20 protein-coding genes are annotated in these 26,518 nt (G+C 59.4%); 8 read left to right on the top strand and 12 right to left on the bottom strand.

The genetic code is table 11. The features are described 5' to 3' along the window. Positions 1–11 precede the first annotated feature (11 nt). Both VJU77_01590 and VJU77_01585 read right to left on the bottom strand, forming a co-directional pair. Positions 12–524: an STAS domain-containing protein gene (locus tag VJU77_01590; GenBank protein HKP02029.1), complete on the bottom strand. Its 513-nt coding sequence runs from the start codon at positions 522–524 to the stop codon at positions 12–14. A gap of 61 nt (positions 525–585) precedes the next feature. Further along, positions 586–1,164 carry a hypothetical protein gene (locus tag VJU77_01585; GenBank protein HKP02028.1) on the bottom strand — a complete coding sequence of 193 codons (579 nt, stop codon included), beginning with the start codon at positions 1,162–1,164 and terminating at the stop codon, positions 586–588. Between the two features lie 87 nt (positions 1,165–1,251). On the opposite strand from VJU77_01585, the gene VJU77_01580 reads away from it, so the two are divergent. After that, positions 1,252–3,951 (top strand): ATP-dependent DNA ligase, encoded by a 2,700-nt coding sequence (locus VJU77_01580; GenBank protein HKP02027.1) that lies wholly within the window; start codon positions 1,252–1,254, stop codon positions 3,949–3,951. A gap of 87 nt (positions 3,952–4,038) precedes the next feature. Continuing rightward, complete coding sequence (locus VJU77_01575; GenBank protein ID HKP02026.1) at positions 4,039–7,005, top strand: hypothetical protein; 2,967 nt, start codon at positions 4,039–4,041, stop codon at positions 7,003–7,005. Positions 7,006–7,054: 49 nt separating this feature from the next. Here the strand turns inward: VJU77_01575 and VJU77_01570 are convergent, their stop codons facing one another. The 6 genes from VJU77_01570 to VJU77_01545 form a co-directional block, all read right to left on the bottom strand. Next, positions 7,055–9,178, bottom strand: a complete 2,124-nt coding sequence (locus tag VJU77_01570) for a DUF6600 domain-containing protein (GenBank protein HKP02025.1) — start codon at positions 9,176–9,178, stop codon at positions 7,055–7,057. Between the two features lie 76 nt (positions 9,179–9,254). Beyond that, the gene (locus VJU77_01565; protein HKP02024.1) at positions 9,255–9,458 is read right to left on the bottom strand and encodes a hypothetical protein; all 204 of its coding nucleotides are present in this window, start codon (positions 9,456–9,458) and stop codon (positions 9,255–9,257) included. 39 nt (positions 9,459–9,497) lie between these two features. Beyond that, positions 9,498–10,115, bottom strand: coding sequence for a lysophospholipid acyltransferase family protein (locus tag VJU77_01560; GenBank protein ID HKP02023.1), 618 nt, complete (start codon positions 10,113–10,115; stop codon positions 9,498–9,500). Positions 10,116–10,194: 79 nt separating this feature from the next. Then, the gene (gene cmk, locus VJU77_01555) at positions 10,195–10,848 is read right to left on the bottom strand and encodes a (d)CMP kinase (protein ID HKP02022.1); all 654 of its coding nucleotides are present in this window, start codon (positions 10,846–10,848) and stop codon (positions 10,195–10,197) included. A gap of 25 nt (positions 10,849–10,873) precedes the next feature. Then, positions 10,874–12,226 (bottom strand): 3-phosphoshikimate 1-carboxyvinyltransferase, encoded by a 1,353-nt coding sequence (gene aroA, locus VJU77_01550; GenBank protein ID HKP02021.1) that lies wholly within the window; start codon positions 12,224–12,226, stop codon positions 10,874–10,876. Between the two features lie 192 nt (positions 12,227–12,418). Continuing rightward, complete coding sequence (locus tag VJU77_01545) at positions 12,419–12,808, bottom strand: hypothetical protein (GenBank protein ID HKP02020.1); 390 nt, start codon at positions 12,806–12,808, stop codon at positions 12,419–12,421. A gap of 177 nt (positions 12,809–12,985) precedes the next feature. On the opposite strand from VJU77_01545, the gene VJU77_01540 reads away from it, so the two are divergent. From VJU77_01540 to VJU77_01530, 3 genes are all read left to right on the top strand, one after another. After that, a complete protein-coding gene (locus VJU77_01540) occupies positions 12,986–14,152 on the top strand; it encodes a SpoIIE family protein phosphatase (GenBank protein HKP02019.1) in 1,167 nt (388 codons plus the stop codon). Between the two features lie 125 nt (positions 14,153–14,277). Continuing rightward, complete coding sequence (locus VJU77_01535) at positions 14,278–14,508, top strand: SWIB/MDM2 domain-containing protein (GenBank protein ID HKP02018.1); 231 nt, start codon at positions 14,278–14,280, stop codon at positions 14,506–14,508. Between the two features lie 144 nt (positions 14,509–14,652). After that, positions 14,653–15,135, top strand: coding sequence for a thioredoxin family protein (locus VJU77_01530; protein HKP02017.1), 483 nt, complete (start codon positions 14,653–14,655; stop codon positions 15,133–15,135). Here the strand turns inward: VJU77_01530 and VJU77_01525 are convergent, their stop codons facing one another. Further along, positions 15,136–17,028: a response regulator gene (locus VJU77_01525; protein ID HKP02016.1), complete on the bottom strand. Its 1,893-nt coding sequence runs from the start codon at positions 17,026–17,028 to the stop codon at positions 15,136–15,138. Between the two features lie 260 nt (positions 17,029–17,288). Here VJU77_01525 and VJU77_01520 point away from each other — a divergent pair, with 260 nt between their 5' ends. Together VJU77_01520 and VJU77_01515 are read left to right on the top strand one after the other, a co-directional pair. After that, on the top strand, positions 17,289–18,152 hold the full coding sequence (locus tag VJU77_01520; GenBank protein ID HKP02015.1) for a polysaccharide deacetylase family protein: 864 nt from the start codon (positions 17,289–17,291) through the stop codon (positions 18,150–18,152). A gap of 9 nt (positions 18,153–18,161) precedes the next feature. After that, complete coding sequence (locus tag VJU77_01515) at positions 18,162–19,895, top strand: dynamin family protein (protein ID HKP02014.1); 1,734 nt, start codon at positions 18,162–18,164, stop codon at positions 19,893–19,895. Positions 19,896–19,920: 25 nt separating this feature from the next. Here the strand turns inward: VJU77_01515 and VJU77_01510 are convergent, their stop codons facing one another. The 3 genes from VJU77_01510 to panC all read right to left on the bottom strand — a co-directional run bounded on the left by VJU77_01510 (position 19,921) and on the right by panC (position 23,364). Continuing rightward, a complete protein-coding gene (locus tag VJU77_01510; GenBank protein ID HKP02013.1) occupies positions 19,921–20,745 on the bottom strand; it encodes a hypothetical protein in 825 nt (274 codons plus the stop codon). 116 nt (positions 20,746–20,861) lie between these two features. After that, on the bottom strand, positions 20,862–22,472 hold the full coding sequence (gene nadB / locus VJU77_01505; GenBank protein HKP02012.1) for an L-aspartate oxidase: 1,611 nt from the start codon (positions 22,470–22,472) through the stop codon (positions 20,862–20,864). A 52-nt stretch (positions 22,473–22,524) separates the two neighbouring features. Continuing rightward, positions 22,525–23,364, bottom strand: a complete 840-nt coding sequence (gene panC / locus VJU77_01500) for a pantoate--beta-alanine ligase (GenBank protein ID HKP02011.1) — start codon at positions 23,362–23,364, stop codon at positions 22,525–22,527. A 213-nt stretch (positions 23,365–23,577) separates the two neighbouring features. Here panC and VJU77_01495 point away from each other — a divergent pair. After that, positions 23,578–26,518, top strand: a 2,941-nt coding sequence (locus VJU77_01495) for a hypothetical protein (protein ID HKP02010.1), incomplete at its 3' end; no start/stop codon positions are given.

Here is a 26,518-nt window from a genome sequence, read left to right as displayed (position 1 = left end):
CGCGGGCAGAATCAGTTCGACGGCGTTTCGTGATGGAGGTCTTGCTTTAGATATTCGAGGACGTCCTTGAACCGGGAAAGGTTCTGCGGCACGGCCTCGCAAAGCGCTTCATGGGCGTCGAGCATGTCCGCGTTGACCTGTTTCTTCTGCTCGGCGCCCCCGTTGGCCCCGTCTCGCTTGAGCAATTCGCACTGCGGTGCGGCGGAGCCATTTGCGTGAATATCGAAGATCTGGTCGAGGCCGAGCCCGGTGAGAAGATTGCGGCTGCGCTCGCCGCAATGAACGACATGGAGATGTCCGTGGCCAAGTTCCTTCAAGCGCAAGGCCACCCCGGCCATCGTGCCCATGAAGGTGGAATCCATCATCGCGCAGTCCTCGAGGTCGACCACAAATTCGCGGTAACCGCGGTTCACCATCTCACGGGTGAACTCCTTGAGGTTGCCACTGTTAAGGAAGCTGCCCTTGCCCTCGACCTTCACCCAAACGGCATCCCCATTTACTCCAACTTGGATTGACGACTGCACTGCGTAGAAAAATATAAGATCGAGGGTAGGACTGTCAACCTAACCCATGGGACCAGGGGCGTCAGTCCCAGAGGTAGGAGCGGTTTTCGGCCACAATCCGGCCATTTTCGATGAGCAGGCAACGCCAGGCGATGACCCGCCCGTCGTTCAGATAATCGTCGCCGATCACGGTAAACTCGGTCTTCTGGGTGCCCTTCACGTAGTCATACGAAATCTCGCGGGCCTGGACAAAAGAGCGCAGCTTTTCCTGCCGGTATTCAAGGCGCACCGTGACATGCGCGGGCCGTTTCACTCGCCAAAAGAAGTCGAAGTAGTTGCCGTAACGCTGGTTCCGATCGGCGTTGGTGATGGCGCCATACAGGCGATAGGTGCGTTCGAAACCCAGGGACGCTTCCGCGATGCCGGCCGTTGGATTGTTTGGATTGCTCGACGCCAGGCTTCGCGAAAGAGACCTCCGAGACTTCGGCGGTGTTTCCGTCATGAGGAAAAGCTTCGTCTTTCGGAACTGGAAATCGTCGTTCAGCGCGGTGGGCAGCGCGGTCACCTTGGGCAGGATTTTGGGCACGGGTTTGGACGCGTCCGCGGCCAGAAGGTTGCCGGCCACGAACAGCGCGACGAGAGAAATCGCAGCCCGTTTCATGGGGCTAATGAAAGGGGCACAGCTGCGTCGTGTCAATCCGGTGGATCAGGCGCTCGATCCCAAGAGACAGCTGCGTAAATTCATCGCGTGATCGAAGTTCGTTATGAGCGCGGCGTTTACCTGCCGAATGAAGACGTCTGGCTTGATCCGTGGGACGCGAAGCCATTCGCCTTCGTCTCGCACGCCCATAGCGACCACATTGCGCCTCACGACGAGATCATCGTCTCCGAACGAACCGCGAGATTGATGCAGGCGCGTTTGCCGGGGGAACGCAACGAACACATCCTGCCGTTTGGCGAATCGACGCTGGTTCGCGGGCTCGACGTGACCCTCATTCCCGCCGGACATATTTTTGGCTCCGCCCAGTTCTTCCTGGAAACGGCGACCGGGTCGCTTCTTTACACGGGCGATTTCAAATTGCGCCCGGGCCGGTCGGCGGAGCCGGCGGAATGGCGGCACGCCGAGACGCTCATCATGGAAACGACGTTCGGCCTGCCGCGTTATCGGTTCCCGCCCACGGATGAAGTGATCGGCCAGATCGTGGCATTCTGCCGGGACGCGCTCGAAAGTGGCGCCGTCCCGGTGCTGCTCGGTTACTCGTTAGGCAAAGCGCAGGAAATTCTGTGCGCGCTGGCCGGGGCGGGATTGCAGCCAATGCTGCACGGGACCGTGCATCGGATGACGCGGATTTACGAGCAGTTCGGCCAGGAGTTCTGCGAATACGAGCGCTACAACGCCAACGCCATCGCCGGCAAAGTCCTGATCTGCCCGCCGAGCGCGAATCGTTCGCGAATGCTGGACAAGATCAAAGAGAAACGCGTCGCGATGATCAGTGGCTGGGCCGTGGAACCGAGCGCGATCCACCGTTATCAGGTCGACGCGGCTTTTCCGCTTTCCGACCACGCCGATTACAACGATCTGGTCCGTTATGTGGAGCTGGTGAAACCGCAACGCGTCCTGACGCTGCACGGTTTCGCGGCGGAGTTCGCGCGTGATTTGCGCGAACGCGGGATCGAAGCGTGGGCCCTGAGCGAGGAAAACCAGATGGAGCTAACGCTGGGGAAGACGGAACGCGCAATTATCTCGGATGCGAAGGCGGAAGCGGCCCACAAGGCCGCGGCTACAGGATCAGAATTCCACGCGTTCGCGACGGTTGGGGAAGCGATCGCAGCGACGCCGGCCAAGTTGGAGAAGGTGCGGTTGCTGGCAGAATATTTGCGGACACTGCGCCCGGATCAGCTCGCCATTGCGACAACCTACTTCACCGGGAAACCGTTCCCGCAAAATGATCTGCGCACAGTCCAGGCGGGCTGGGCGGTGATTCACCGTGCGTTGATGGGCGCCACGAAACTGGCCGAGCCGGAATTCCGACGGATGGCCAGCTCCCACGGTGACGCGGGCAAGACGGCGCTGGAAGCCCTGGAAGGGCGCACCGCTCCGGAAGCGTTCACCCTGGCCGAATCGCGGGAGCTTTTTGATTTGCTCCACAAGACACGAGGACCGCTCGGAAAGACGGGATTGTTGCAGAAACGACTCGCCCGTTTGTCCGCGCGGGAAGGGCAATACATCGTGAAGATTCTCACGGGCGATCTCCGGATTGGCCTGCGAGAAGGCCTGGTCGAAGAAGCGATCGCGAGCGCGTTCTCCGCGCCGCTCGATGAGGTGAAGGAAGCCAACATGCTCCTCGGAGATCTCGGGAATACTGCGCTGCTCGCGTCGAAAGGCGAATTGCAGCGCGCCGAGCTATCCCTGTTTCGGCCGATCAAAAGCATGCTGGCGAGCCCCGAATCAACCGCGGAAGCCATCTGGGAGCGCTTCGCGGACGCGCCGGTGGTTTACGTTGAAGACAAGTTCGACGGCATTCGCGCCCAGCTCCATCGCGGCGCCGGTCGGGTGGAAATATTCTCGCGGGACCTGCGGCGAATGACCGATCAATTCCCAGAGCTCGCGGATCATGCGCGGAACTTCGACGCTGAAATCATTCTCGACGGCGAGATCATGGCGTTCGAGCAGGGAAGGAAATTGACCTTCTTCGACCTGCAAAAACGATTGGGCCGCAAGCACGAGGGCGCGGATTTGTTCGCGGCTGCTTCAGCCGACGTGCCGGTAGTCTTTGTCGCGTTCGATTTGCTCTGGATGAGCGGCAAATCGTTTCTGCGCCGCCCGCTGCGAGAGCGCCGGGAAGCATTGCGAGGCTTGAAGCTGCCGACCGGCTTCCAGCTCGCGGAAGTGTATCCCGCTCATTCCGCGGATGAGATCGAGACGGCGTTTCAACAGGCGCGCCGCCGCTTCAACGAAGGCCTGATGGTCAAAGATCCCGAGAGCATCTACTCGCCTGGCCGCCGGGGAATGTTCTGGTTCAAACTAAAGAAGGAGCTGGCTACCCTCGACGTGGTCGTGGTCGCGGCCGAACTCGGACACGGCAAACGAAATCATGTCCTGAGCGATTACACGTTCGCCGTGCGCGACGAAACCAGCGGGGAGCTGCTCACGATCGGAAAAGCTTATAGCGGATTGACCGATGTCGAGATCGCGGAGTTAACCGAGCACTTCAAAAAGCAAACGATCTCGAACCGCGGCCGTTATCGCGAAGTGAAACCGGACACGGTGCTGGAAATCGCCTTCGACTCGATCCAGCCCAGCACCCGGCACGAAAGTGGCCTGGCGCTGCGCTTTCCGCGCATCAAGGCGATCCGCCGGGATAAGACGGTCGATGCCATCGACACCCTCGCCTACGCGCGATCGCTGATGCAATCCCATCCGTTGCCCCAGCACAACCGGAGATAGCAGCTCCACAATTCGCCTTGTCAGACCGGGGATCAGGCAAGCAGACTATTCCTACCTGGCTGATAACCGTCCCTCGCCAAAAACCTCATGGTGCAAGATGCAAATAAGCTGGTTGTATTCGGCTCGCAGCTTGTCGGAGTTATCATTGTTATTATCGGCTTGTGGACGCAACAATCGAAGTTGCAAACTCCCCGGCCGGCGGGCAGCAAGGCGACAGCCGTGGCCGGCGATGATCGTTATGGAGATCGATTTGCACGTCTTTGGGACGATCCTTTGGGAGACGTCTCAAAAATCGCCGTTCTAAAGCCACGCGTTGCCGTCCCCAAACCGGTAGCGGCGGAAGCTGAGCCGACCAATGTCGCGCCGACTACAAGCGAGAGTGGTTCACCGACGCCGACTCCGACACGGCCAAAAGTGACCAAGCTGCTAGTCTGGAACATCCTCGATGCCAGACAGACCGCTGAGGTAAAGGAGCGCCGACTCCGCATTCGCTATGCGATCGTCTCGGCAATCCTAACGGCCGATTACCTCCCGGCGCGAGAGTCCCTGCTTAGCCCCCTGGCCGATGAATCAGCTCCAGCCTCAGCCAAGCAAAAGGGCAAGGATGATGTCATTGGGTATTTTGAGACCTTTCGGGCCGCTCCGGAATCCAAAGCTCCGCACCAGCGCGTTATTCTGGTTTGGACGCCCAAAGAGATAAAGCTGGACGCTGACCGGGTTGAGAAGGTCAAGCAGCAGATCGAAGAACGGGACGGAGAAGAAGCCGAAGGAGAGGTCGAGCTCCGGGTTCTCCATCATGGAAACAGCCAGGATCTCGAAGATTATGCCAGTTCCCCAAACCCCTATCTCGAGGGGAAGATCTCCTTTGTGCGGGCAACTATTGGAAACAAGAAGTTAGACAAATACCGTTCCATCGTCACGGACGATGACCTTATCGGCACTCTGTTCAACGAGTTGTCTTTGCGAATTCCCGCGCTGAACACCGTGATGCCGAACGAGAAAAATCGGCCGCGAATCGTGGTCGTGACCGAACGCGACACGACCTACAGCCAGGCGATCATAAAGGAGATCAAGGACAGATTCGGGCCAGTAGCCGAGCTGGAATTTTGCTCCTATCTGCGTGGACTCGACGGTCGCTCGGAAAATGCGTCGCTGCCGGGGGACTCTCCCAGAGCCGAAAAGCAGGAAACATCGTCGGATAAAAGCAAAGATGAAGGGTATGGGGAAACCAGTTTTGGAAGATCGCAACTGGACTATCTGCGACGGCTGGCTTTCCGCCTCGGCACCCAAACAAACAGCCGCAAAGGTCATGCGGTAGCCGCGGTCGGAATCCTGGGCAGCGATATCTATGACAAGATCCTGGTGCTCGAAGCTCTTCAACCCCAGTTGCCCGCGGCCATCTTTTTTACGACGGACCTGGACGCGCTTTATCTCGAGCACGCCCATCAAGACTACACCCGCAACCTCGTGGTGGCAGCGGCCGACGATCTGGTGGTTAACTCAAGCCTGCCACCCATGCGTGATAGCTACCAGACTATCCTGGTAAGAACGGTTCAAGGCTTTATTAACGCATCCGAACCTAGAACTGCCCCAACCCCCCATATTTTCGAAATCGCCCGGGGCAAACACGTTGACCTGAAAGCAGGAAGTCCTGAGTCCGCCCATACGAAGCTCAGAGATGCCGTTCTCGCCGCGCTCGCGCACGGGTGGTCCACCGCGATTATTTTCTTCCTGTCTCTGGCGCATGCGTTTGTCATTCTAATCGCCATTTTTAGTCGCACACCGAAGCAAGACCCCGACCAGCCGAATATTACCATCGCGCCGATGAAGCCATGGGCGCGAATACTTGTTTGGAGCGAGATCTCTCTTGGCTTGGCTGGCATCCTGGTTCTCCTCATTTTTCTTGGTTGGCGCGACAACACGTTGTTGTTCGCAGAACCGCTGGCCTTAGGCATCAGCATTTGGCCGAGCGTGCTTATTCGTCTTCTTGCCTTCATCGTCGCGATCTTATTTCTCCTCCTCGCGTCCTATAGTTTCTTTACGGAAGGGACGGCGATAAAGGACCAGATGGAGGAGGCGCTGGGCAAAAGAATCCAGAAGATCCAGTTTCATTTGCCCGAAGGTTTCGCGCGAGAGGGAATTCGATTATGCCGGAGTTTTGCCTACGAGAGGCCTACCACTCCGCCTCTCCAGGAATTTGAATGTCAGCTCGATAGATTCTTCGGCAAAGAAGAGCCAATCTGGTGGCGGAACGAGCGCCTCTGGCAAATCATTGGCATCTCTGTCGCCTATTTTTTGCTCTCCGCTTTTCTGTTTCGGCAGTGGCCGCCGTCCGTTCCGGGGCGAGGCGCCTTTGCTTTGTTGAACGAGAAAATCATTCTGGCCCTGGGGGTTTCTTTATACATCATCCACCTCGTCTTTTGTCTCCATCTTCACGGAACGGCTTTTTATTTTCTGCGGACGTTGCGCGCTATTTGCGAACGGGAAAGCTGGAGAAGAATCGAGAGGACGGGCACCCGGATAAAGGCGAAGCACATGCTGGAGGCGACCAGCACCTTCACGGCGGTTATCGGCAAGACGCTGCTTTATCCGCTGACGGTTCTGATCCTGATCATCCTTTCGCGCCTGCGGCAGTTCGACAACTGGACGATGACTCCGAGCCTGGCGATAACCTTCCTGGCTGGTGCGTCCGCGCTCATTACCGCGTCATTGTTGTTATGGGTGCAAGGCACTCGCTTGAAGAACGAGGTTCTTGATCGATTTGCGGAAGACGCGGAGCGGTACGCGAGCGAATTCCCGGATGAGCTTCCAGCAAAACAAACTCCCTCATCTGCGCAACCCGGGCAGTCCCCTCCCACCCCGGTCAAAGACGAGAGTGAAGCCAGGAAATCCAAAGTCGACGCCTGCGAAAAGGCCCGGAAGGAGTTGGATGCGATTAACCAAGGCGTATTCGCGCCCTGGTACAATCAACCCATTTTCGTCGCGCTATTCTCCGTAGTGGGTGTGTTTGGGAGCCTGAGCGTGGCCGCAGTTGCGCGGCTCTTCGTTCAATAGACGCGATCAACCCGCCGGCCTCCGCGCGACCGTTGGCCAGGCCGCTAAACTATTTCGGAACCGGCGGCGGAGGCGGCGTCGGGGTTATGATGGCGGCGTCGAGTGGGCCAGGTTTCGGTTTTTTATCCTTCGGCTTTGCGTCGCTGCGGGGTGGCGCCGAGGGCGGAACGGCCGGAGCAGCCGCGTCGGACGGTGGGGGGGTGGTCACGGTCGGCGCAATCCGCGGTGGGATCTTCCTTGGTGGCGCCGGGGGCGGAACGGCCGGAGCAGCCGCGTCGGACGGTGGCGGGGTGGTCACGGTCGGCGCAATTCGCGGCGGGATCTTCCTTGGTGGCGCCGGGGGAGCAACCGGCGCCGGTGTGGTTTCGCTCACGTTTGGCGGAATGGCCTGCTTCATTCGGGGCGCGACCGTGGGGTGCTTGATCGGCGGGACTGACGCCGGAGGTGCAACGGCCGGCGGGGAATTCTCCAAAACCGGCGGGGTCTTGTGCGGGGGTTCGACGGGAAGAGTTTGCTCAGTGTTGGGTGGCAAAGGAGCAATCGATGCAGCCGGAGCCGGCCTGTTCGGCAGCTGTTTGTTTTTTCGTGCCTCGTCCAGTTTCCGCCTCTTTTCCGCGGCGGCCGGATCGGTGATAGGCGCAACGGATGGCGATGCTCTCAACGAGATAGGCGGAGAGGGCAGTGGTCTGACGGTGGGCGAAACCAGGGTGTGCGGAGTCGGTGAGACAGCGGGAATCGCCGGAGTCGGCGAGAGCACCGCCACGGGAGTCGGTGAGGGCGCTACAACCGGTGTTGGCGAGGGCGACGCGACGGGCCGCGCCGTCGGTCTTGGAGTGATTGACGGTGATTGCCGAACCCTGGGAGTCGGAGAGGCCGTGGAAGCGACCGTCGCGCTCGGATGGGCGGTTGGCGCAATCGTGGCGATCGGCGCCGGCGTTGCGGTAGCGACCGGGGCGACTGTCGCTGCGACCGTCGAACTTGGTGACGGACCACCCGCACTCTCGGTGGGTCTCACGAATTTTTTCGGCGGCGCATTAGGAGGCGGCGTGGCCTCGGTTTTTATCCTGGTCCGCGCGCGCTCCGCGGCCGACCGATCTTTCACCGAGTTCCAACCGTCTTCCACGGTGACGTCGGACACTCTTTCCTTGATCGTGCGTGGGCGACGGAACCCAGCGACGTTGTGGAGGCGCGGGGCTGAGACTTCGATTTCATCGCCGCGCACCGTTGCGGAACGGAAATCAGCATTCATTTCGAAATTGCGACGCAGGCGATACCGCTCCATCGGCTCGCGACTGCGAGAGCGGATTTCGTCGTAGTTCGGCCCCTGGTTAATGATGGTGGTATTCGAGAAAGTGATGTTGGTCACATTCGTCGTCTCCAGCACGATGGTTACATTCTGCTCGGTCGAAACCAGGGAATGTCGCAGGTGTTTCCCTCCAAATTCCTCGCCGCGAACGAACGCGTATTGATCGGGACCGATGTCGTAATAACTATCGGCCCAATTGTGGATGCCGTGACGGCGGTCGAAGCGTGCTTCCGGCGGCAACGGAGCCCAACCGACATAATCCTTACTGGTGCGCCAGGAAACCCAGGCGGGCGCCCATTCATTGCCCGGAACCCAAACCCAGCCGACGCGCCGCAACCGCACCCAGCGACCGTAATGATAAGTCGCCCAGCCAAACGATTCGTCCGAAACCCAGGTCCACCCTGCGTCCGAATAAGCCCACCGGCCTTCAGTGTAGGGCCGCCAATCGCGCGACTCTTCCGCTTCTCGTGGCTGCCAGACGTAACCATAATCCGCTGTCTCCCGCCACGCGCCATACGGTTCAAGCTTCTCGTAGAACGTGCCGTAAGTTTCAGTCGAAACCGCTTCGGAGCGGGTCTCCGATGTTTCGGATGTCGTCGTCGTTTCCTCGGTTGAGGTAGCGGGCGGTTCTTCCGCCGGGGTTGTCGCGGCAGCGGCCTCGCGATCGGCGAGAGCTTTCTCGCGCGCGGCCAATTCGGCCTGTTGTTTCGCGACGGCATCCTTGTCGGCCGCCAAGCGTTCAGCGGTGAGGCGCTCCTGGACCTGGCGCTCCACTTCCGCCCGTCGTTCCTCCTCGGTTTGTTGCTTCTGGCAGGCAACTCCAACGGCCAGAGCGGCGATGAGCGGCAAAAGGAAATACTTCTTCATGATGTGATTAGACCAGAACGAACATTGGTTATTCGATGCAAAAGCCACTTCGGCCGCATCCGAGAGAGAGGTTGGGTCAATTTCCAGCGGGCGACGGCGACGGCGTGGCGGTCGAGACCGGAATAATCGTGACCTTTTCGATCTTTCCCCGCCGTGCTTTCTGCACGTTGGCGTAAACGGCCACCAGGGCTGTGCCCACGAGAATGATCATCATTAGTCTCAGGCCAGAACGCGGCGCGCGGGAACGATCCACTGATTCTTCTTCTCCCGGAGCTTGCACGGCGCACCGTCCGTCGCGCCTGGGAGGAGCGCAAGCGGCTCAATCGATCTTGAGAGCGGCGATCGCGTCCATCACCCGTTGGCTCAACCGCAGATAGAGATCTTTGCCGGCAGGCTCAAGATCGGCCGGGCTAAAATGAATCGGCTCGCCCACTACGACTGTGACCGGACGAAAACGCGGCCACTTTTGTCCGATCGGCCAGGCAGCGTGCGCGCCGAAAATTCGCATCGGCACGACGGGCGCCAGCGTCTTGGCGATGACGAGGCCTAACCCGGGCAGGACCGGTTGCAGCTGGCCGTCCGGCGAGCGCTGGCCTTCGGGAAAAACCAGGGTCCCCTCGCCGGCTCTCAGGATTCGAATCAAAGCCTTGAGCGCCGTTCGATCCTTTCCGGTTTCAGAATCGACCGGGATGACGTTGAGCTTGGGCAGAAGCCAGCCGAGAATCGGCCCGTCCAACAGGGTCCGGCGGGCGAGAAAATAAATCGCCCTGTCTGAGGCGCTGCCGGCAAACGGCGGATCGAGAAAACTCTGGTGGTTTGCCGCGAGAATCACCGGACCATGGTTGATCATGCGCTCTCGGTGCACGTAACGAAGCCGGAAGAAAATCCGGCCGATCAATTTGATCAGATGGTAGCAGATCCAGTAGTAAGGATTCAAAGCACTGAGCGAGTTAACGACTGAGCGAATTAGCGATTAGGGAATAAGTCATTCGTTAATTCGCTTAGTCGCTAATTCATTAATTGGTTTCCAGCCCTTTCATTTTCAGCTGCGCAACGATCTCGGCCACTACTTCGTCGATCGTCAGGTTCGAGCTGTCGATCACATGCGCATCTTTGGGGATGACGAGGGGCGAGGCCGCCCGCGAGGAATCGGCCCGGTCCCGCGCGGCAATCTGATCCCGCAGCCCCTGGGCCTGACGGCGGCGCAGCCGGACCTCCGGCGAAGCGTCGACATAAAACTTGTAGGGAGTTTCAGGGAAAACGACCGACCCGATGTCTCGCCCTTCCATGACAACGTCGTGATCGCCGACAAGGCGGCGCATCTTCTCGACCAATATTTCCCGAACCCGCGGAATCCTGCTTACAGCGGAAACCGCTTCATTGACGCGCTCCTCGCTCAGATGCGCCGCCGGATCGACCCCGTTGATCAAAATAAGCGAGCCGCTCGGACCGATGGTGCAATCGAGACGAGTGGCCTCGAGAAGCTGCGCAATCGCGGCCGAGTCCTCCGGAGAAACCCCCTGTTGCAGGACGTGCCAGGTGACCGCGCGATACATCGCGCCGGAATTCACGTAGGCAAAGCCAATCCGGTTCGCGACCTCGCGCGCAACGCTGCTCTTCCCGGACGCGGCCGGCCCATCGATCGCGATGACGCGATGAGAAGAATTCACGGCAGGAAAACGCGCCTGCGGCTGCTCATTCTCCCTCGGACTTCGCAGGAGTGAGCGAGCTGATAACCGGAGTCGTCATGCGCACTCGCTTTGAATTCACGAATTCATCCAGCGCCTTTTCGAAACCCGGATATGACTCGCGAACGCACTCAACGTCCTGCACAATTGTTTCGCCATCGGCAAACATCCCGGCAATGGCAAACGCCATGGCGATGCGGTGGTCGCCAAAACTGGCGACGCGAGCGCCGCGCAGCTCCGCGCGACCGTGAATCTCGAGCCCATCGGCCATCTCGACGACTTGCGTTCCCATGGCCCGCAAATTGTGCGCGATCGCCGCTATGCGGTCCGTCTCTTTCACGCGCAGCTCCTGCGCCTGGCGAATGATTGTCGTTCCCTCGGCGAGCGCGGCGGCCACGGCGAGGATCGGAAGTTCATCGATCAGTTGCGGAATCTCTTTGCCCTGGATCACGGTCCCCTTGAGCGGCGCGCCGGTCACTTCCACAGTCCCGCGGGGCTCCATTTGGTCGACTTCCTCGATCGCTTCGCGCACCTGCGCTCCCATTCGAACCAGGACTCCGAGCAAAGCGGTGCGCGTGTCGTTTAGTCCCGCGTGGCGGACAAGCAAATGGCCTCCTGGCTGCGCCGCCGCCGCCACCAGCCAAAAGGCCGCCGAGGAAATATCTCCCGGGATCGAAAAATCGCGCGATTCCGGGGTTTGGTCGCCGAAAACGCTGATCGCTCCATCTTCGTCCCGCACCGTTCGGACGAGGAAATAATTCAGCATTAATTCCGTGTGATTCCGGCTGATGGAGGGTTCGCGAACGGTTGTTTTCCCTTTGGCGAAAAGGCCGGCCAGCAGCAAGGCGCTTTTGACCTGGGCGCTCGCGATGGGCAGGTCATGGCGTGCTCCCTTCAACTTAACCCCGTGAATCTTGACGGGGGCGCTTTCGTCAGGTCCCTGGGCCACGATGTTTGCCCCCATCTTGCGAAGAGGAACCAGCACCCGATCCATGGGCCGCGCCGAGAGCGTCGCGCCACCGACCAGGACGCTGTCGAATTTTTGCCCGGCCAGGAGTCCGATCAGCAGACGCATGGTGGTCGCCGAGTTGCCGCAATCGATCTCGCCGGCAGGCGCCGTGAGAAGGCGTTTCTTGCCGTGCACCACCAGCATGTCCGGCTCCGGATGCTCGATCTTGATGCCAAGAGCCCGGAGGGCTTGGACGGTGCGCAGGCAATCGTCGCTGGGCAGAAACCCGCGCAGGACGCAAACGCCATTCGAGAGCGCGCTGATGATGACCGCGCGGTGCGAAATGCTTTTGTCACCGGGCACGGTGATCTCCGCTTCGATTCGGGGTGCCCGCTTAACGCGAAATTCCATACGACTCTATTCTATCGGTTCCAGTGAAGGTATCGCGCAGGGAGCAGTCCCAGGATGCGCGACGGTCAGCATCGGAGAATCCGCCGACTTGTCCAGTGTCGCCGCTTACAAGGCCTCGCGACCGTCGAACCATCCGGGACGCGGGCCCAGTTTGCCGCCCCTCAAATGCCGGAACAGGAGACCGGGTTCGCCTCAGGGCACCAAAAAGATTTTTTGGGTGTACGGATCCTTGACCTCGGTGCCTGGCGGGAAACCGCGGACGTCGACGTAACCCGAATTGGGCGCGTAAGGACTGGTGACGAATCCCGGCTTATTTGGAACTGGAATCCCGTAAGGCAGATCGCCCTTCGTCGGTTTGTTGACGGTTGCGGCGGTCGGCTGCGGCGCCGGTTCGGGCGCGGTTGTTTCCGGTGGCGGCGGGCCGGCGTTCGTATCGTAAGGCTGAGGTGGAGGCGGATATTGCGGGGACGGAGTAGGGTATTTGGATGGCCGTTGACGTGGAGAATGGACTGGCGGCTCATCTTCGCAGGCGGAAAAGAGAGCAAAGGCACCGAGAAGCAAAAGCGAATGCGAAAGTTTCATAAGTGATTTCGACGAAGGTGAATCCGTTGTAATTCATTGTGGGGCTGCTGACAATCGCTAATTAGCACCGGATGCCTCCCGTGTGAATGGGCCCGAGCCTGCCCCAAAGTCCGATCCTTTTCCGCCCCAGGAAAAAATACAGTTCCGCAACACGTTCATTTCGAATCAAAAGAAACGGTGACAAAGAAATTTAGCGAGCGAATCCTGATAGCCGACGACGATCCGACCAGCCGCAAGCTGCTGTCGCGCATTCTCACCCGAGCGGGCTTTTCCTGCACCGAGGCGCCGGATGGCATTGTGGCGCTGGAATCGTTGCGCGCTGATCCTCCGTCGCTGCTCCTGCTGGATTTCGACATGCCTGGGATGGATGGCGCGGAAGTCTTGAAGCACCTGCGCCGGGACGGCATCGCTTCGATTGCTCAAATCCCCACGATCATGCTCACCGGCCATGGCGGCGAAGAGAGCGAAGTTTTGTGCCTGGAGGCAGGCGCGGATGATTTCGTGACGAAACCGATCAACCAGGCGGTCCTGCGGGCGCGAATCGAGACACAATTGCGGCTCCGTTCCATGCGGAGCCAATTGCAAAAGCAAAACGATGAGCTCGAAGCCTGGCGGCATAATCTGGAGCGTGACCTGGCAGCCGCCCGACTGACCCAACAATCGCTGATCCCGCAAAAGCCGCTCGTTCTCCCCGGCTGGGACATCGCGGCCCTCTACCGGCCCGTTATTCAGGTCGGGGGCGATATCTACGGCTGGCTCCGGATGGCGGATGGCCGCACCCTCTTCTGGATCGCGGATGCCACCGGGCACGGGGCTTCCGCCGCCCTGCTCACCACCCTGGCCAAACTCCTCTTCCACCACGGGACGGCCGAACATCATGCCCCGGCCAAAATCATGGAAGCGGTGAACAATGATTTCCGGACCATTTTCAGCGCCCGCTCTTTTATGACGGCGATGTGTGTCGCGCTGGATCCGTTGACCGGACGAGCCAGCGTGGTGGGCGCGGGACATCCGCCTCTCCTGGTCGCGCGCGGTGGCGGCAGGACGGAATCGATTGCTTCATCGGCGCCTCCTCTCGGTTTGCTCGAGCGCTCCGATTTCGTCGAGACCAATATCGATTTGGAATTGGGCGATGCTTTTTTTCTCTACACCGATGGGATTTATGGATCGGGACACGACGAAAATCCGCGCCTTTCTTCAAGCCGCCTGGCGGAAATGCTGCAACCGATCTCCGAGAATGCGCAGGCTCTCCTGACGCGGGTGGTGGAGCAGGCAACCCGCAACGATGGCGGCAAAGCATCGGCAGACGACGTGGCGGCGGTCGCCGTCCGCCGGACAGGGTGAGTGGAGAAATTTTTTAAATAGCTAAAATTAGTATTGCCCTCCTACGAGTGAAGGATTAATCAGCCTCTATGCCGAAAACCAAAGCCAAAAAGACTCCTTCAAAACGTAAACCGAACGCCGCCTTCATGAGACCGGTGCAGCCCGACGACAAACTTGCCGCAATCGTCGGCTCCAAGCCGCTCCCACGTTCCGAGCTCACCAAAAAACTCTGGGACTACATCAAGAAGAACGGTTGCCAGGATAAGAAAAAGCGGACCATGATCAATGCGGACGATTCGCTCAAGCCCGTCTTCAACGGCAAGAGCCAGGTCAGCATGTTCGAGATGACCAAACTCGTCTCCGGACACATTAAATAAATCTAAATCTTTCGGTTGGTTTTTTAGCCCGGCGCAACCCGCCGGGCTAGTTTTGTACTGGAAGTGCGCCGCGATCCCGGGTCGGCGCTTTGGCGCAGGTTTGCGAAGTGGGGCAAACTGCGAGAAGTTCCCGCCGTGCAACGCATGCGCTTTTTACTTCCGGCCGTGGTCGCAGCCGCGGCCCTGGCGGTTTCGTGCTCTAAAGAAGAGACGCCGCCGGTAAAGACCGCGGACGTCTCCACATCCGCCAAGCCAGGATGGTTAACCAGTTACGAGAAAGCCCAAAAAGAGGCCCAGGCCGGGAACAAGCTCCTCCTCATGGATTTTACCGGCTCCGACTGGTGCGGCTGGTGCATCATGCTCGACCGCGAAATTTTTTCAAAACCGGAGTTCAAAGAATACGCCCAGAAGAACCTGGTCCTCCTCGAGTTGGACTTCCCGAAGACGAAGAAAATGCCGACTGAAACTGTGGAACAGAATCGGCGCCTGGCTTTTCAATACCAAATCATGTCCTTTCCGACGGTCGTGGTTCTGAACGGCGCCGGCAAGGTCGTAGGGGCGCTGGGCTATATGAAGGGCGGCCCGTCGGTGTTCATCGCCCAACTGGAAAAAATGCGGAACGGTTAATCAGTTCGCGCTGGTCTTTTCAAACGTGTGTTGAAGAGCGTCGGCCAGCTCCGAGCGGGTAAACGGCTTGGGCAGCGCGCCCCGAAAACCGTAGGCCAGGAATTCGGATAAGGCGGCTTCGTCAGAATAACCGCTGCAGATAATTGCGTTTACCTTTGGATCCATGGAGCGCAGACGCTCGATGGTGGCCACGCCACCCATTCCACCGCGGACGGTGGCATCGAGAATTACCGCCTGGAAATGCTCTCCGCGGCGCAAGGCGCGCTCGTAAAGGCGGATCGCCTCCAGTCCATCCGGGACGGCCGTCACTTCGTAGCCAAGCGTTCCGAGGAGCTGGGAAGTTAATTCCCTGATCGCCGCTTCATCATCCATCACCAGGATTCGCTGGTGGTTGTAATGGAACGGCCGGCCAGCGACGCGCGCCTCAGAAGGTGAAACCATGCGTTCACTCGCCCGCAGGTAAAAAGAAAACACTGAGCCTTCCGGAGACGAACTCTCCAGGAGAAGTAAGCCGCCGTGTTTTTTCACCACCGAGTAACTGATGGCCAGTCCAAGACCGGTGCCGGTCGCTTTGGTGGTGAAGTAGGGATCGAAAATTTTGGCCCGCAACTCCTCCGGAACACCGGTGCCGCGGTCAGTAATCGAAACCTTCAAGTAACGCCCCGCCACCAGAAGAGCATTGGCATCGTCTTCGAAAATCACATTTCTCGCCCGGACCCGAACCGTCCCACCGAAGGGCATGGCCTCGCGCGCATTGAGCATCAGGGCATTAATGACCTGCTCGATCTGGCCGGCATCCACCTCTGCTTTCCAGAGGTCGACCGCGATGTCGAAGTCCGCGCGCAGGTTGGATCCATAAAGGGCGAATTCCGCGGACCGTTCCAGGAGCTCACCGATGGACACGACCTTCTTCAGGGGCGCGCCACCTTTCGAAAAGGTCAGCAGTTGACCCGACAAATGCGCGGCATGTTGGGCGGCCTGGCCGGCTTTCGAAAGGAATCCGAGGAGACTTCCGGAGTCGGCTGGGGCTTCGATCTGGGCGAGCCCAATGTTGCCGGAAATCACGGTGAGAATGTTGTTCAAATCGTGCGCGATTCCGCCGGCGAGGGTGCCAAGCGATTCGAGCTTGCTCGTGGTCAACCGTTCGGTTTCGGTTTTCTTCCTCTCGCTGATGTCGCGGATAAAGACGGAGACTCCGCCGTCGCTGGGATAGGCGTGAACGTCATACCAGACTTTACCGGCAGAATCGCTGGCCTCGAATTCCATGGCCACTTGCTCTGCCAGGACTTTCTCGTAGTTGGCCTGAAAGACAGAGCCGACCAGCTCGGGAAATCGTTCCCAAAGCAGGCCTCCGATGAGCTGGTTCCGCTTGCGCTTCACGATCGCTTCGGCCGCGGCGTTTACGTAGGTAAGTTTCCACTCGGAATCGACCGCAAAAAAGCCATCCGTCGTCTTCTCCAAAATGTTCGTCATCGTCCGGGCGGATTCCTGCAGCGCGGCCCGGGCTTGATTGCGTTCCTGGAGCTCCTGGATCTGGCGCTCGGCAACGGAAATTCGGACATTCAATAACCCGACATCGAGCGGCTTCGTGAGATAGTCGTTCGCGCCCGCTTCAAGGGCCTGCTCGAGATCCGCGGTATCGGCCCGGGCAGTCACCAGCAAAATAAACATCTCGTCGCCCCGCGGCTGGGCCCGCAATTTTCGGCAAAGCTCGATCCCGCTCTTCCCGGGCAACATCCAGTCCAGGATCAGAAAGGGGAAGCTTCCCGCGGCGAGTGCAGCCTCAGCGTCTTCGGCGGTGGCAACGGCAGTGACGTCATGGCCGCGCTTGGCGATGAGTCGCTGCAGGTTACGCCGGCTTCCCGGGTGGTCTTCGACGAGCAAAATTTTCATGTAGGAGAAGCAGACCGCGTCAGCGCCGGTGTGGCCATGCGTGACGCTTCGCTCCGCTCAGCGAAAGCGAGTTATCCTCCTTGGTTTAGCAGGATAATTGCCAAATTATCGGATTATGTCCCAAAAACACCCCCTGGATTGACATTCGTTTTGCCGGCCTTATCCGGTCCCATTTGGGGCCAATCTGAGGCGGCCCATTGCTTGCGTTGCATGGCCTCTCTGCTAGATAGACCGGAGTTTCGGTCCAGCCTTTGTCATTCATGCTTTTTCCACGGTTGCTCGCCCTTGTCGCGGTTTGTTTTTTGGCGTTCCAAGCCGCTTCCGGACAGGAGCCGAAGCCTTCTGCGCCTGCGGAAAAATCCGCTTCCCCTGTTTCCAAACCAAAACCTCCGGCCACTCCGGCGGAGCCTTCCTACACCTTTAATTCGGTCCACGTGGACGGCCCCTACATCGCCCTGACTTTTGACGACGGACCCAACGCCACTCTGACACCGAAGCTTCTTGATCTCCTGGCAGCCCGCCATCTCAAGGCGACCTTTTTCGTCGTCGGCCAAAATGCCGCGGATCACCCGGACATCCTCAAGCGCGCGGTGCGGGAGGGACACGAGATCGCCAATCATTCCTGGTCGCACCCTAACCTTGGCAAGATGTCGGACGAAGCGGTTCGGCGCGAGCTTCAGAAAACCGACGACGCCATTGCGGCCGCCATCGGTAAGCGCCCAACCTTGCTGCGGCCGCCGTACGGCTCGATTACCGCGCGTCAGAAACACTGGATCCACGAGGAATTCGGTTACCGGATCATCATTTGGGATGTCGATCCGCTGGATTGGAAACGGCCCGGCCCGGCTGTCGTCACCAGCCGAATCCTGAAGGAGACGCATGCAGGTTCGATTGTCCTCGCGCATGACATTCATCCGCCGACGATCGAGGCCATGCCCGCAACGTTCGATCAGCTCCAGAAGAAGGGCTTCAAATCGGTCACAGTTACAGAATTACTTTCGATGGCGACTCCGGTCCCACCGAAGGCTTCCCCATCCCCGTCGGCGGTGCCGCGGGCGCTCCCGGCTACCACCCCCACCCCGGTTTCCACTCCCGCCGTTACGGCAACGATTCCTGGTGGTTAAGCGGCCGGCATGATCGCCGATAATTATCTGCAGCTTCGAACCGAGCTCGAGTCTGCGCTCGGGAAACTCTTGCGCCTCGGCGTCGAAATGCGGCGGGACCCGGCTACGCTCGACATCCTCCATGGTCTGCTGACGGACATCCGGGAGCCGTTGCTTTTCGTCGTCGTCGGCGAGGTCAAAGCCGGCAAATCCTCGCTGCTCAATGCACTTTTCGGCCACGAATTCGCGAAGGTCGATGTCCGGCCGGCCACCGATCGGGTCTATATTTTTCGCCACGGCGTCGAAGAAAAGACCGTGGAGATTTCGCCGCAATTGACGGAACGCTACCTTCCGATCGCTTTCCTGCACGACTTCAACGTGGTGGACACGCCGGGAACCAACACCATGGTCCCCGAGCATCAGAGCATCACCGAAGGTTTTGTCCCCCGCGCGGACATTGTTCTTTTTGTTTTTTCCGTCGTAAATCCCTGGTCGCAGTCCGCCTGGGAGCTCTTGAATTTCGTCCAGAAAAAATGGCTTAAGAACGTCGTCTTCGTCCTGCAACAGGCGGATCTGCGGGACACCGCGGAGATCGAAATAATCCATCGCCATTTGCAGGACACGGCCACGCAAAAACTTGGCTTCGCGCCTCCGATTTTTCCCGTCTCGGCCAGGAAGGCATTGCTCGCGCGCACGACCGGGATCGACAAGGAACAGCTTTGGCGGGAGAGCGGGTTTGGCCCGTTGGAGGAGCAAATCAACCATACGGTGACCGAGTCCGGCGTCCGGATTCTGAAGCTGCAATCGACCGTGAAAACAGGTGGCGTGATCCTGGACGACATCGTGGACGAAATTCACGGGTCGGTCGAAACTATCCGGCGTGACGAAAGACATCTGGGGCGGGTAAACGAATTCCTCGAGGCGCGGAAGGACCAGACCTTGCGGCAGGTCGCGGGATTTCTCCGCGGAGTCGAACAAGCCTGCCGGGAATGCGCGCGGCAGGGAACGCGGTTGCTGGAGGAGAAACTTTCCTTCTGGCGGACGTGGCGGCTGGTCTGGAGCCGGGAGCAATGGCAGCACGATTTCCAGACGGAAATAGAGGCGAAACTGCGCCAGACGATCGAGCCCCAGGTTGAGAACGCGGTTCAATTGCTGGAGACCGATCTGCGCGGTCTTTGGCCGCAACTTCAGGATACGATTGAAGCGCAGTTTGCGTCTGAGGGGAAAAATCGGGTGCGCAAGACAATTCCCGATTTCGCCCGGCAGCGGCGCGAGCTGCTCCAATCGATTGAGCTAACGCTGGTCGAACGGGTGGCGGGCAAGGCCGTCGAAGAACAACTTGGCCGCATGTTTCGCGAGACGGCAGCGTGGTTGCGGCTGCCCGCGGGAGTGGCGGCGGCGGGCGGAATCATCACGGTCATCGTGGCGATGAGCAGCGCCTCGGTCGCGGATGTAACGGGAGTGCTGGCGGCCTCGGCCGCCGTGATCGGGACCATCGTCGCGTTCGCCCAGCGGCGGAAAATTCTGTCCGCCTATGAGAAGGCGATGGAAACGAAACGCGAAGAACTGGTCCATGCGATCGAGCAACAGATGAAGCACGCCATCGATCTTTTTTATGAAGATATCGCGACTGCTTTCGAGCCCCTGGCCGCCTTTTGCACCGCCGAACGCAAGCGCTGCGAACCGCTGCTGCAGCAGGCGGACAGCCTGAAAGAGTTATTCGGGGGGATAAGCCAACGGCTCGGCTCCAGCTCGTCATCCTGAGCAGAGCGTTAGCGGAGTCGAAGGACTATTTCTTTTTCTTGTCCGTCTCTTCCTGAACGACCTTTTGCTCGGTCTGCCGCTTGGCGATAACGAAGTGATTGTTGTCGCCGTAGTTCCGCCAGGGTCCTGGTGGGACATCACGCACTTCAACGAACTGCCAATCGGTCACGTCGGTCGGCGAGAGCCCCAGGTAATCGCGCACGGCCGGTGAAACATCGAGGCCCGCGCCGCGGTTCAGGTTCGGTTTGGGCTTCTCGTTTTGAAAAACATATTGGAAATGATCGGTGCGGAACGGGCCGCAATCTTCCCACTGCGCATAAGCGGTCCGGTTGCCTTTCCGAATGGCGATCCAGCGGTCCTTGCAGACGGAGCGCCCGGGTTCCGTGTAGGCTTGCTTGAACCAGGGGATCACCAGCGCCGCTTCAGGCTTGAACTGCCCGTGCGTGACGTCGTTGTAGGGCAACGCAAAATAGAATGGGTTCTGACGGGGGGTGAACGAGACCGGGATGTAGTTCCGCCGGGAGCCGGCATCGGGAGTGTCGTAGCCGCCGTAGTTGGAGGTCCAGTTCGCGTCCCAGGAACTTTTCACATTCGGCACCGGATTGTTGCCGCCGGCCGCCTCGCCGATCCAGAAGACCGTAGTCACAATGTTCGTCTTCCAGGGATATCGGGTCATGCTCGCTCGGGAGGTCGTTGGGACGAAAACCTGGGGTTCCACTTTCAGGAGGGCCTGCTCCCGGAGCTTCATCGCGTACTTGGCAAAGTCCGCACTGCTCTCGTAGGGCGACTGAGCACAGAGGGGCAACGCGCTCACCAGGAGCAAGGGAAGAAAGGCGAAAAATCTTCTCATTGAGACAGTTGGCACGTGATTTAGGCGAAAAGTGGCTGTTAGGCAAGGCCTTTCCCTTAACGATCCAGCTCCAGCTATTTTCGGCATTTTATCTTTAGCAACAACCACGCCAGCGATCAGGTCCGGCTTACCAGCGTGTCGCGCTTAAACCGCTCTTCGGAAAGCTCGGGATAGTCGAGCGTAAAATGCAGCCCGCGGCTCTCTTTCCGGCTTAGAGCCGAATCCACGATCAGGGCGGCCACCGTGGCCAGGTTGCGCAGCTCCAGAAGGTCCACCGAGACTTTGAAGTTCCAGTAAAACTCGCGGATCTCGCGTTGCAGGTTCCGCAACCGTGCGGCGGCCCGTTGGAGCCGTTTGTCGCTGCGCACAATGCCTACGTAATCCCACATCAGGCGGCGGATTTCGTCCCAGTTGTGGTAGATCACCACCAGCTCATCCACGTTTTGCACGTCGCCCGATTCCCATTCCGGCAACGAAATGGTCCGGGCAGCGTGGGAGGTTGGCTGTTCCCGCAGGAGCGCTTCACAGGCGCGATGGGCCATGACGAGCCCTTCGAGCAGAGAATTGCTGGCCAGCCGGTTCGCGCCGTGCAGCCCCGTGCAGGCCACCTCGCCGATCGCATAGAGACCGGGCAGGGTCGTCGCGCCGTTCACGTCGGTTCGGATGCCGCCGCATTGATAATGGGCCGCCGGCACGACCGGAATCGGTTGTTTCGCCATGTCGACTCCAAACCGAAGGCAGGTTTCGTAGATATGAGGGAAACGCTCTTTGAGGAACTCGGGAGGCTGATGGGTGATATCCAGGAAGACGCACTTCGAACCGGACCGCTTCATTTCGGCGTCGATCGCCCGGGCCACGATGTCCCTCGGCGCCAGCGAACGCTGCGGATGATAGCGTTGCATGAAATCTTCCCCACTCTGGTTTCGCAAGATTCCGCCCTCCCCCCGCACCGCTTCCGAGATGAGAAACGACTTCGCGAGCGGGTGAAACAGACAGGTGGGATGGAATTGAATGAATTCCATGTTCGCGATGACCGCGCCCGCTCGCCAGGCCATGGCCACGCCATCCCCGGTCGCGATGTCGGGGTTGGTTGTGTAAAGATAGACTTTCCCGCACCCGCCGGTGGCGAGAACGAGACGATCCGTGCGAATGGTTTCCACTTCGCCCGAGCGTTCGTTGAGGACATACACCCCCAGGCAACGATCTTCGGTGGCGAAACCCAGCTTGCCGGCCGTGATCAAATCGACGGCCATGTGATTTTCCAACAGCGCCACGCGGGGCGAACGGTCGAGCTCGCGGAGGAGCGTTTTTTCGATCTCCAGCCCGGTCACATCCTGGACGTGGAGGACGCGGCGTTTGGAATGGCCACCCTCGCGTCCCAGGTCCGGTTCGCGATGCCCGGCAATCTCGCGGTCGTCAAAATGCAATCCCAGTTCCACCAGCTCTCGGACGCGGGTCGGCCCTTCCATCACAATCGTCCGGACAGCCTGTTCGTCGCACAAACCGGCGCCGGCTTCGAGCGTGTCGGCGACGTGCAGCTCGAACGAATCTTCGTCACTCGTCACGCAGGCAATTCCGCCCTGGGCCCAGGCAGTGTTGGAGTCGACCCCCTTGCGCTTCGTGATCACCGCGACCGAGCCATGTTTCGCCGCCTTGAGGGCAAAAGTGAGCCCGGCAATGCCGCTCCCGATGACTACGAAATCATATTCCTTCATCGTTGTAGCCACGGCCCTTTGTCGCCGTGGAACGCCGTCGCTCCGGTTACAAGCCCGAAAATGCTCATGGCAGCCGAATGTTGTCGATCAAGCGAGTCTGTCCGAAGAAAGCGGCGACGGCGATCAGCGAATTCGGACGGACCTCTGGAATCGGTTGAAGATTCTCCGCATCCACCAGCTCGAGATAATCGATCCGGGCTAGCGGAGCTGTGGCGATCATTTCGCGCGCCACGTTCTCGATCGCCGGCGCCGATCGCTCGCCTTGCGCGGCTCGTTTTCGCGCTTCTTGCAAAGCTCGCTGCAGCACCGGCGCCTGCTGCCTTTCGACCGGGCTCAAGTATTGATTCCGTGAGCTGCAGGCCAGACCATCCGCTTCCCGCACCGTTGGCGCCCCGATAATTTCGATCGGAAAATTCAGGTCCCGCACCATTCGGCGAATGATCGCAAGCTGTTGAAAATCCTTTTCCCCAAACACCGCCGCGTCGGGCGACAGCAAATGAAACAGCTTCGCCACCACGGTGCAGACCCCGCGAAAATGCCCGGGGCGCGACCGCCCACAAAGCGTATTCGAAAGCGAATTCTCCTCAACCGCTACAGAAGCATCGGCGGCATACATCTCGTCAACCCTCGGTCGAAAGAGAATGTCCACGCCCGCCTTCCGACAGAATTCCTCGTCGACCATCTCCGGCCGCGGATATTTTTCGTAATCACCTCCCGGAGCGAACTGAAGCGGATTCACAAAAATGCTGACCGCGACTTCGCCCATCGGCCCGGCAACCTCGCGGGCGAGCCGGATCAGTTCCCCATGACCGCGATGCAGCGCGCCCATTGTCGGGACCAGCACTCGCCGCCTGGCGGGCTCCCGCGACGCCCGTGCAACTGCCACGCCGGTAATGACCTTCACGCGGAATGATTGCGCAGCGACACCCGGTCTGCCAGCGAATGCGAAGAAAAGTGTCCGGGATTTGAGGGCAGCGCCAAACTAAGTGTCTGTTTTTCGTAAAAAGTTCATTGACAGTGAGGCCTTCCGGGTATCCCTTCCGCCCCTCCCGCGCCGGGCCCTCTGAACACCTTTTTTGGCACCATCCGCAATCCACCTTCAATCCGACCAATCCTTGTGAATCAACGAACAGTTTCTTTGCTCCGCCCGGCGAAAATCTTCCTTCCCGCGTTGTCGCTTATCCTCGCCGGTCAGCTTTCTCTCGCTCTTGCCGAGACTGACCCGATCTCGCCGGATAACGGATTTCTCCCGCCGACTTTCGCCAAAGCGGCGACGCCTGGGCGTGCCCTGCTCTTATCCGACGGAAAGTACCTCCTCTACTTCGGCATGGACACCCTGACGGATCAAACGACCGGAGCGCTCACGCGGTTCATGCCGGACGGAACGCTGGACAGTTCGTTCAGTTTTAGTCGCGACTACAAGGAAGTCGTTGCGGCCACGGCGGCGGCGGATGGCAAACTTTACGTGGCAGCTGCGCGCTACGCGTATGGCGTTTTGGAAAGAGAGGAGATCCTTCGCTTGAACACCGACGGTTCCATCGATTCGAGCTTTGCGCCCGATCTCGTCGGCAACCCGGACCCGTTTCCCGTCGTGCAACAAATCGTGGTCCAACCGGACGGTCGAATTCTGGTGGTCGGGGGATTTCATACTTTCGCTGGAAACGATGCGCGTGACGGCATCGTTCGGCTCATGCCCGATGGCACGGTCGATCCCAGCTTTGCGCCGGTTACCATAAATAACTTCGTCTATGCCGCGACGGTCCAAGCGGACGGCAAAATTGTGATCGGCGGATCTTTCACGACCGTCAACGGTGTAACCAAGACCTCCAAGGTAGCACGATTGAACGCCAATGGGTCGCTCGACTCATCTCCGTTCTTTGGAAGCGACTTCAGTACGCCCGGTCGGGTTCGGGCCATCGTTATCCAGCCGGACGGATCGACCCTCCTCTCGGGTAGTTTTCGGTTTGGGTCCAATCCCAACTCGCCGCGGCTGCCGGTCATTCGCTTAAATGGAGTTGGCCTCTTCGACTCCAGCTTTAACTCGGCGGGCGTCGTCCAGACTTTCAATACGGGACGCGACCTGGGCCTGCAACCCGATGGCAAGATCCTCGCCGTAATTAACAATTCAGTTTACCGCCTGAATTCCGACGGGACAAACGACACGGCTTTCCGCCAGCCGGTGCTAGAGGACGCAACCGCGACTCCGCCGACGACTCTGGGCACGCCCGTAACGCTCCAGCTATATTCCGATGGCCGGATGCTGGTAGGCGGCGCCTTCACGGATGTCGCCCCTCTGGCTACCCCAACCTATGCGCATTTCGGCGCCGTTCGCTTGAATTCCGACGGGAATGTCGACACCACTTTTACCACCAGCCGCCGGACCGGAAACGAACGCGCACCCTCCAGTTTTGTGCGGCTCGATGATGGTTCGACTCTTGTCACCTTCGATGACCCGATTGATCCTCCGATCGCTTATAACGTTGCGCGGCTGCTTGGAAACGGAACGCGCGATCCAAACTTCGCTCTTTCAAGTTCCGATCCGAGCCGGTTCCTCACCGGTTTTAGTGCGCGAACCATCAAGCCATTGCCGGACGGCAAGTTTTTCGTTAATGGGGTGCAGGCCGAAGGCTATCCCATCTATGGCAAGGTGGATGAAAACGGCGTCGAGGACACGACGTTTCTGATCGGCCAGGGAGTTGGGGGAGACGATATTACCATTGGGCCGGACGGAAAAATCTGGTTCGCCGCAGGGGAGGATCCTCAAATGACGCTCTTTGGCTCGGGCGCACGCCTCACGGTGAACGGCGACCTCGTCAATAACGGCGCACCGATTCAGAGTCAGATCGAGCGCTCAGGGGGAATGCTCTTCACGCTTTATGTAGGGACCCGGTACATCGCGATCAGGCCTGATGGCAATGCCTTGCTCCAGTATTTCTCGAGCGACCTAAAGTTCCACCTCTTCGGGTTCATTGGAGATGGAGCGCTGCCGGAAGTGACCTTCTCCGCTCCCGACGCTGCCGCGACCAGCTTCCCGTTCGTTCTCGATCCCGCCATTGGAACCACTGTGCAACCGCCGAACGGTGCCTGGTCTGCAACACGGGCAGTGCAGGGCGCCCATATCCAGCCCGATGGACGTATCATACTCGTGGGTCACTTCACGGCCTATGGGGATACTCCCGCTCGCGGAATCATCCGGATCGAATCAAGCGGCACTGTCGACAGCACCTTCAACGCCGGGAATGGCATGCAGTGGACGAGCATAACGGAAACGGCCTCGTTCTTCCCATCCATCGAAAACATCGAGCCAACAACCGACGGAAAGTTTCTCATCACCGGAAATTTCGAAGCGTTCAACGGAACGGCGGCCCCGGGCATTACCCAGTTGAATGCCGACGGCTCCGTGGACACGTCTTTCGTGGCACCGGTGCATCGCGACAAGCGTTCGCGGATGGCGAGCGCGTTCCATGCGCAGCCCGATGGCTCGTTCCTGCTCAGCGGTCCGTACATCGTCAATGGCGAAACGGAGCCCCGCTCGTTGATTCGTCTCCTCGGTCTCGCGCCCAACGTTGGCAACATCTCGACCCGTCTCGTTGTCGGAACAGACGACAATGTCCTGATCGAAGGATTCATCGTTCAAGGACCGGCCGGCTCGTCCAAGAAAATCCTCGTGCGCGCCATTGGACCTTCGCTCGCGCAATTCGGAGTTCCCGGCGCACTGGCAAACCCTACCTTGGAAATTCACGACGCCAGCGGGGCGACCGTGGCAACAAATAACGACTGGAAGACAACCCAGATTGGCGGACTCATTCCGGGCAATCAGTTTACCGAGATTAACGGCAGCGGTCTCGCGCCGAGCAGCGATCTCGAGTCCGCGATCATCGCAAATCTTGAGCCCGGCAGTTACACAGCGGTCGTGCGCGGCGCGGGAAATACTGTCGGCACCGGTGTCGTCGATGCGTTCGATCTTTCCTCCGCTTCCCCAGCGCGCCTGGCCAATATCGCCACCCGCGGTCTGGTCCAACCGGGCGACGGGCTCATGATCGCCGGGTTCATCGTGC

The organism is Chthoniobacterales bacterium, from assembly GCA_035274845.1.
Taxonomy (GTDB): domain Bacteria; phylum Verrucomicrobiota; class Verrucomicrobiia; order Chthoniobacterales; family UBA10450; genus AV80.
Note: the sequence above shows the minus strand (reverse complement) of the source record. Positions and strands in the feature narration are given on the sequence as shown.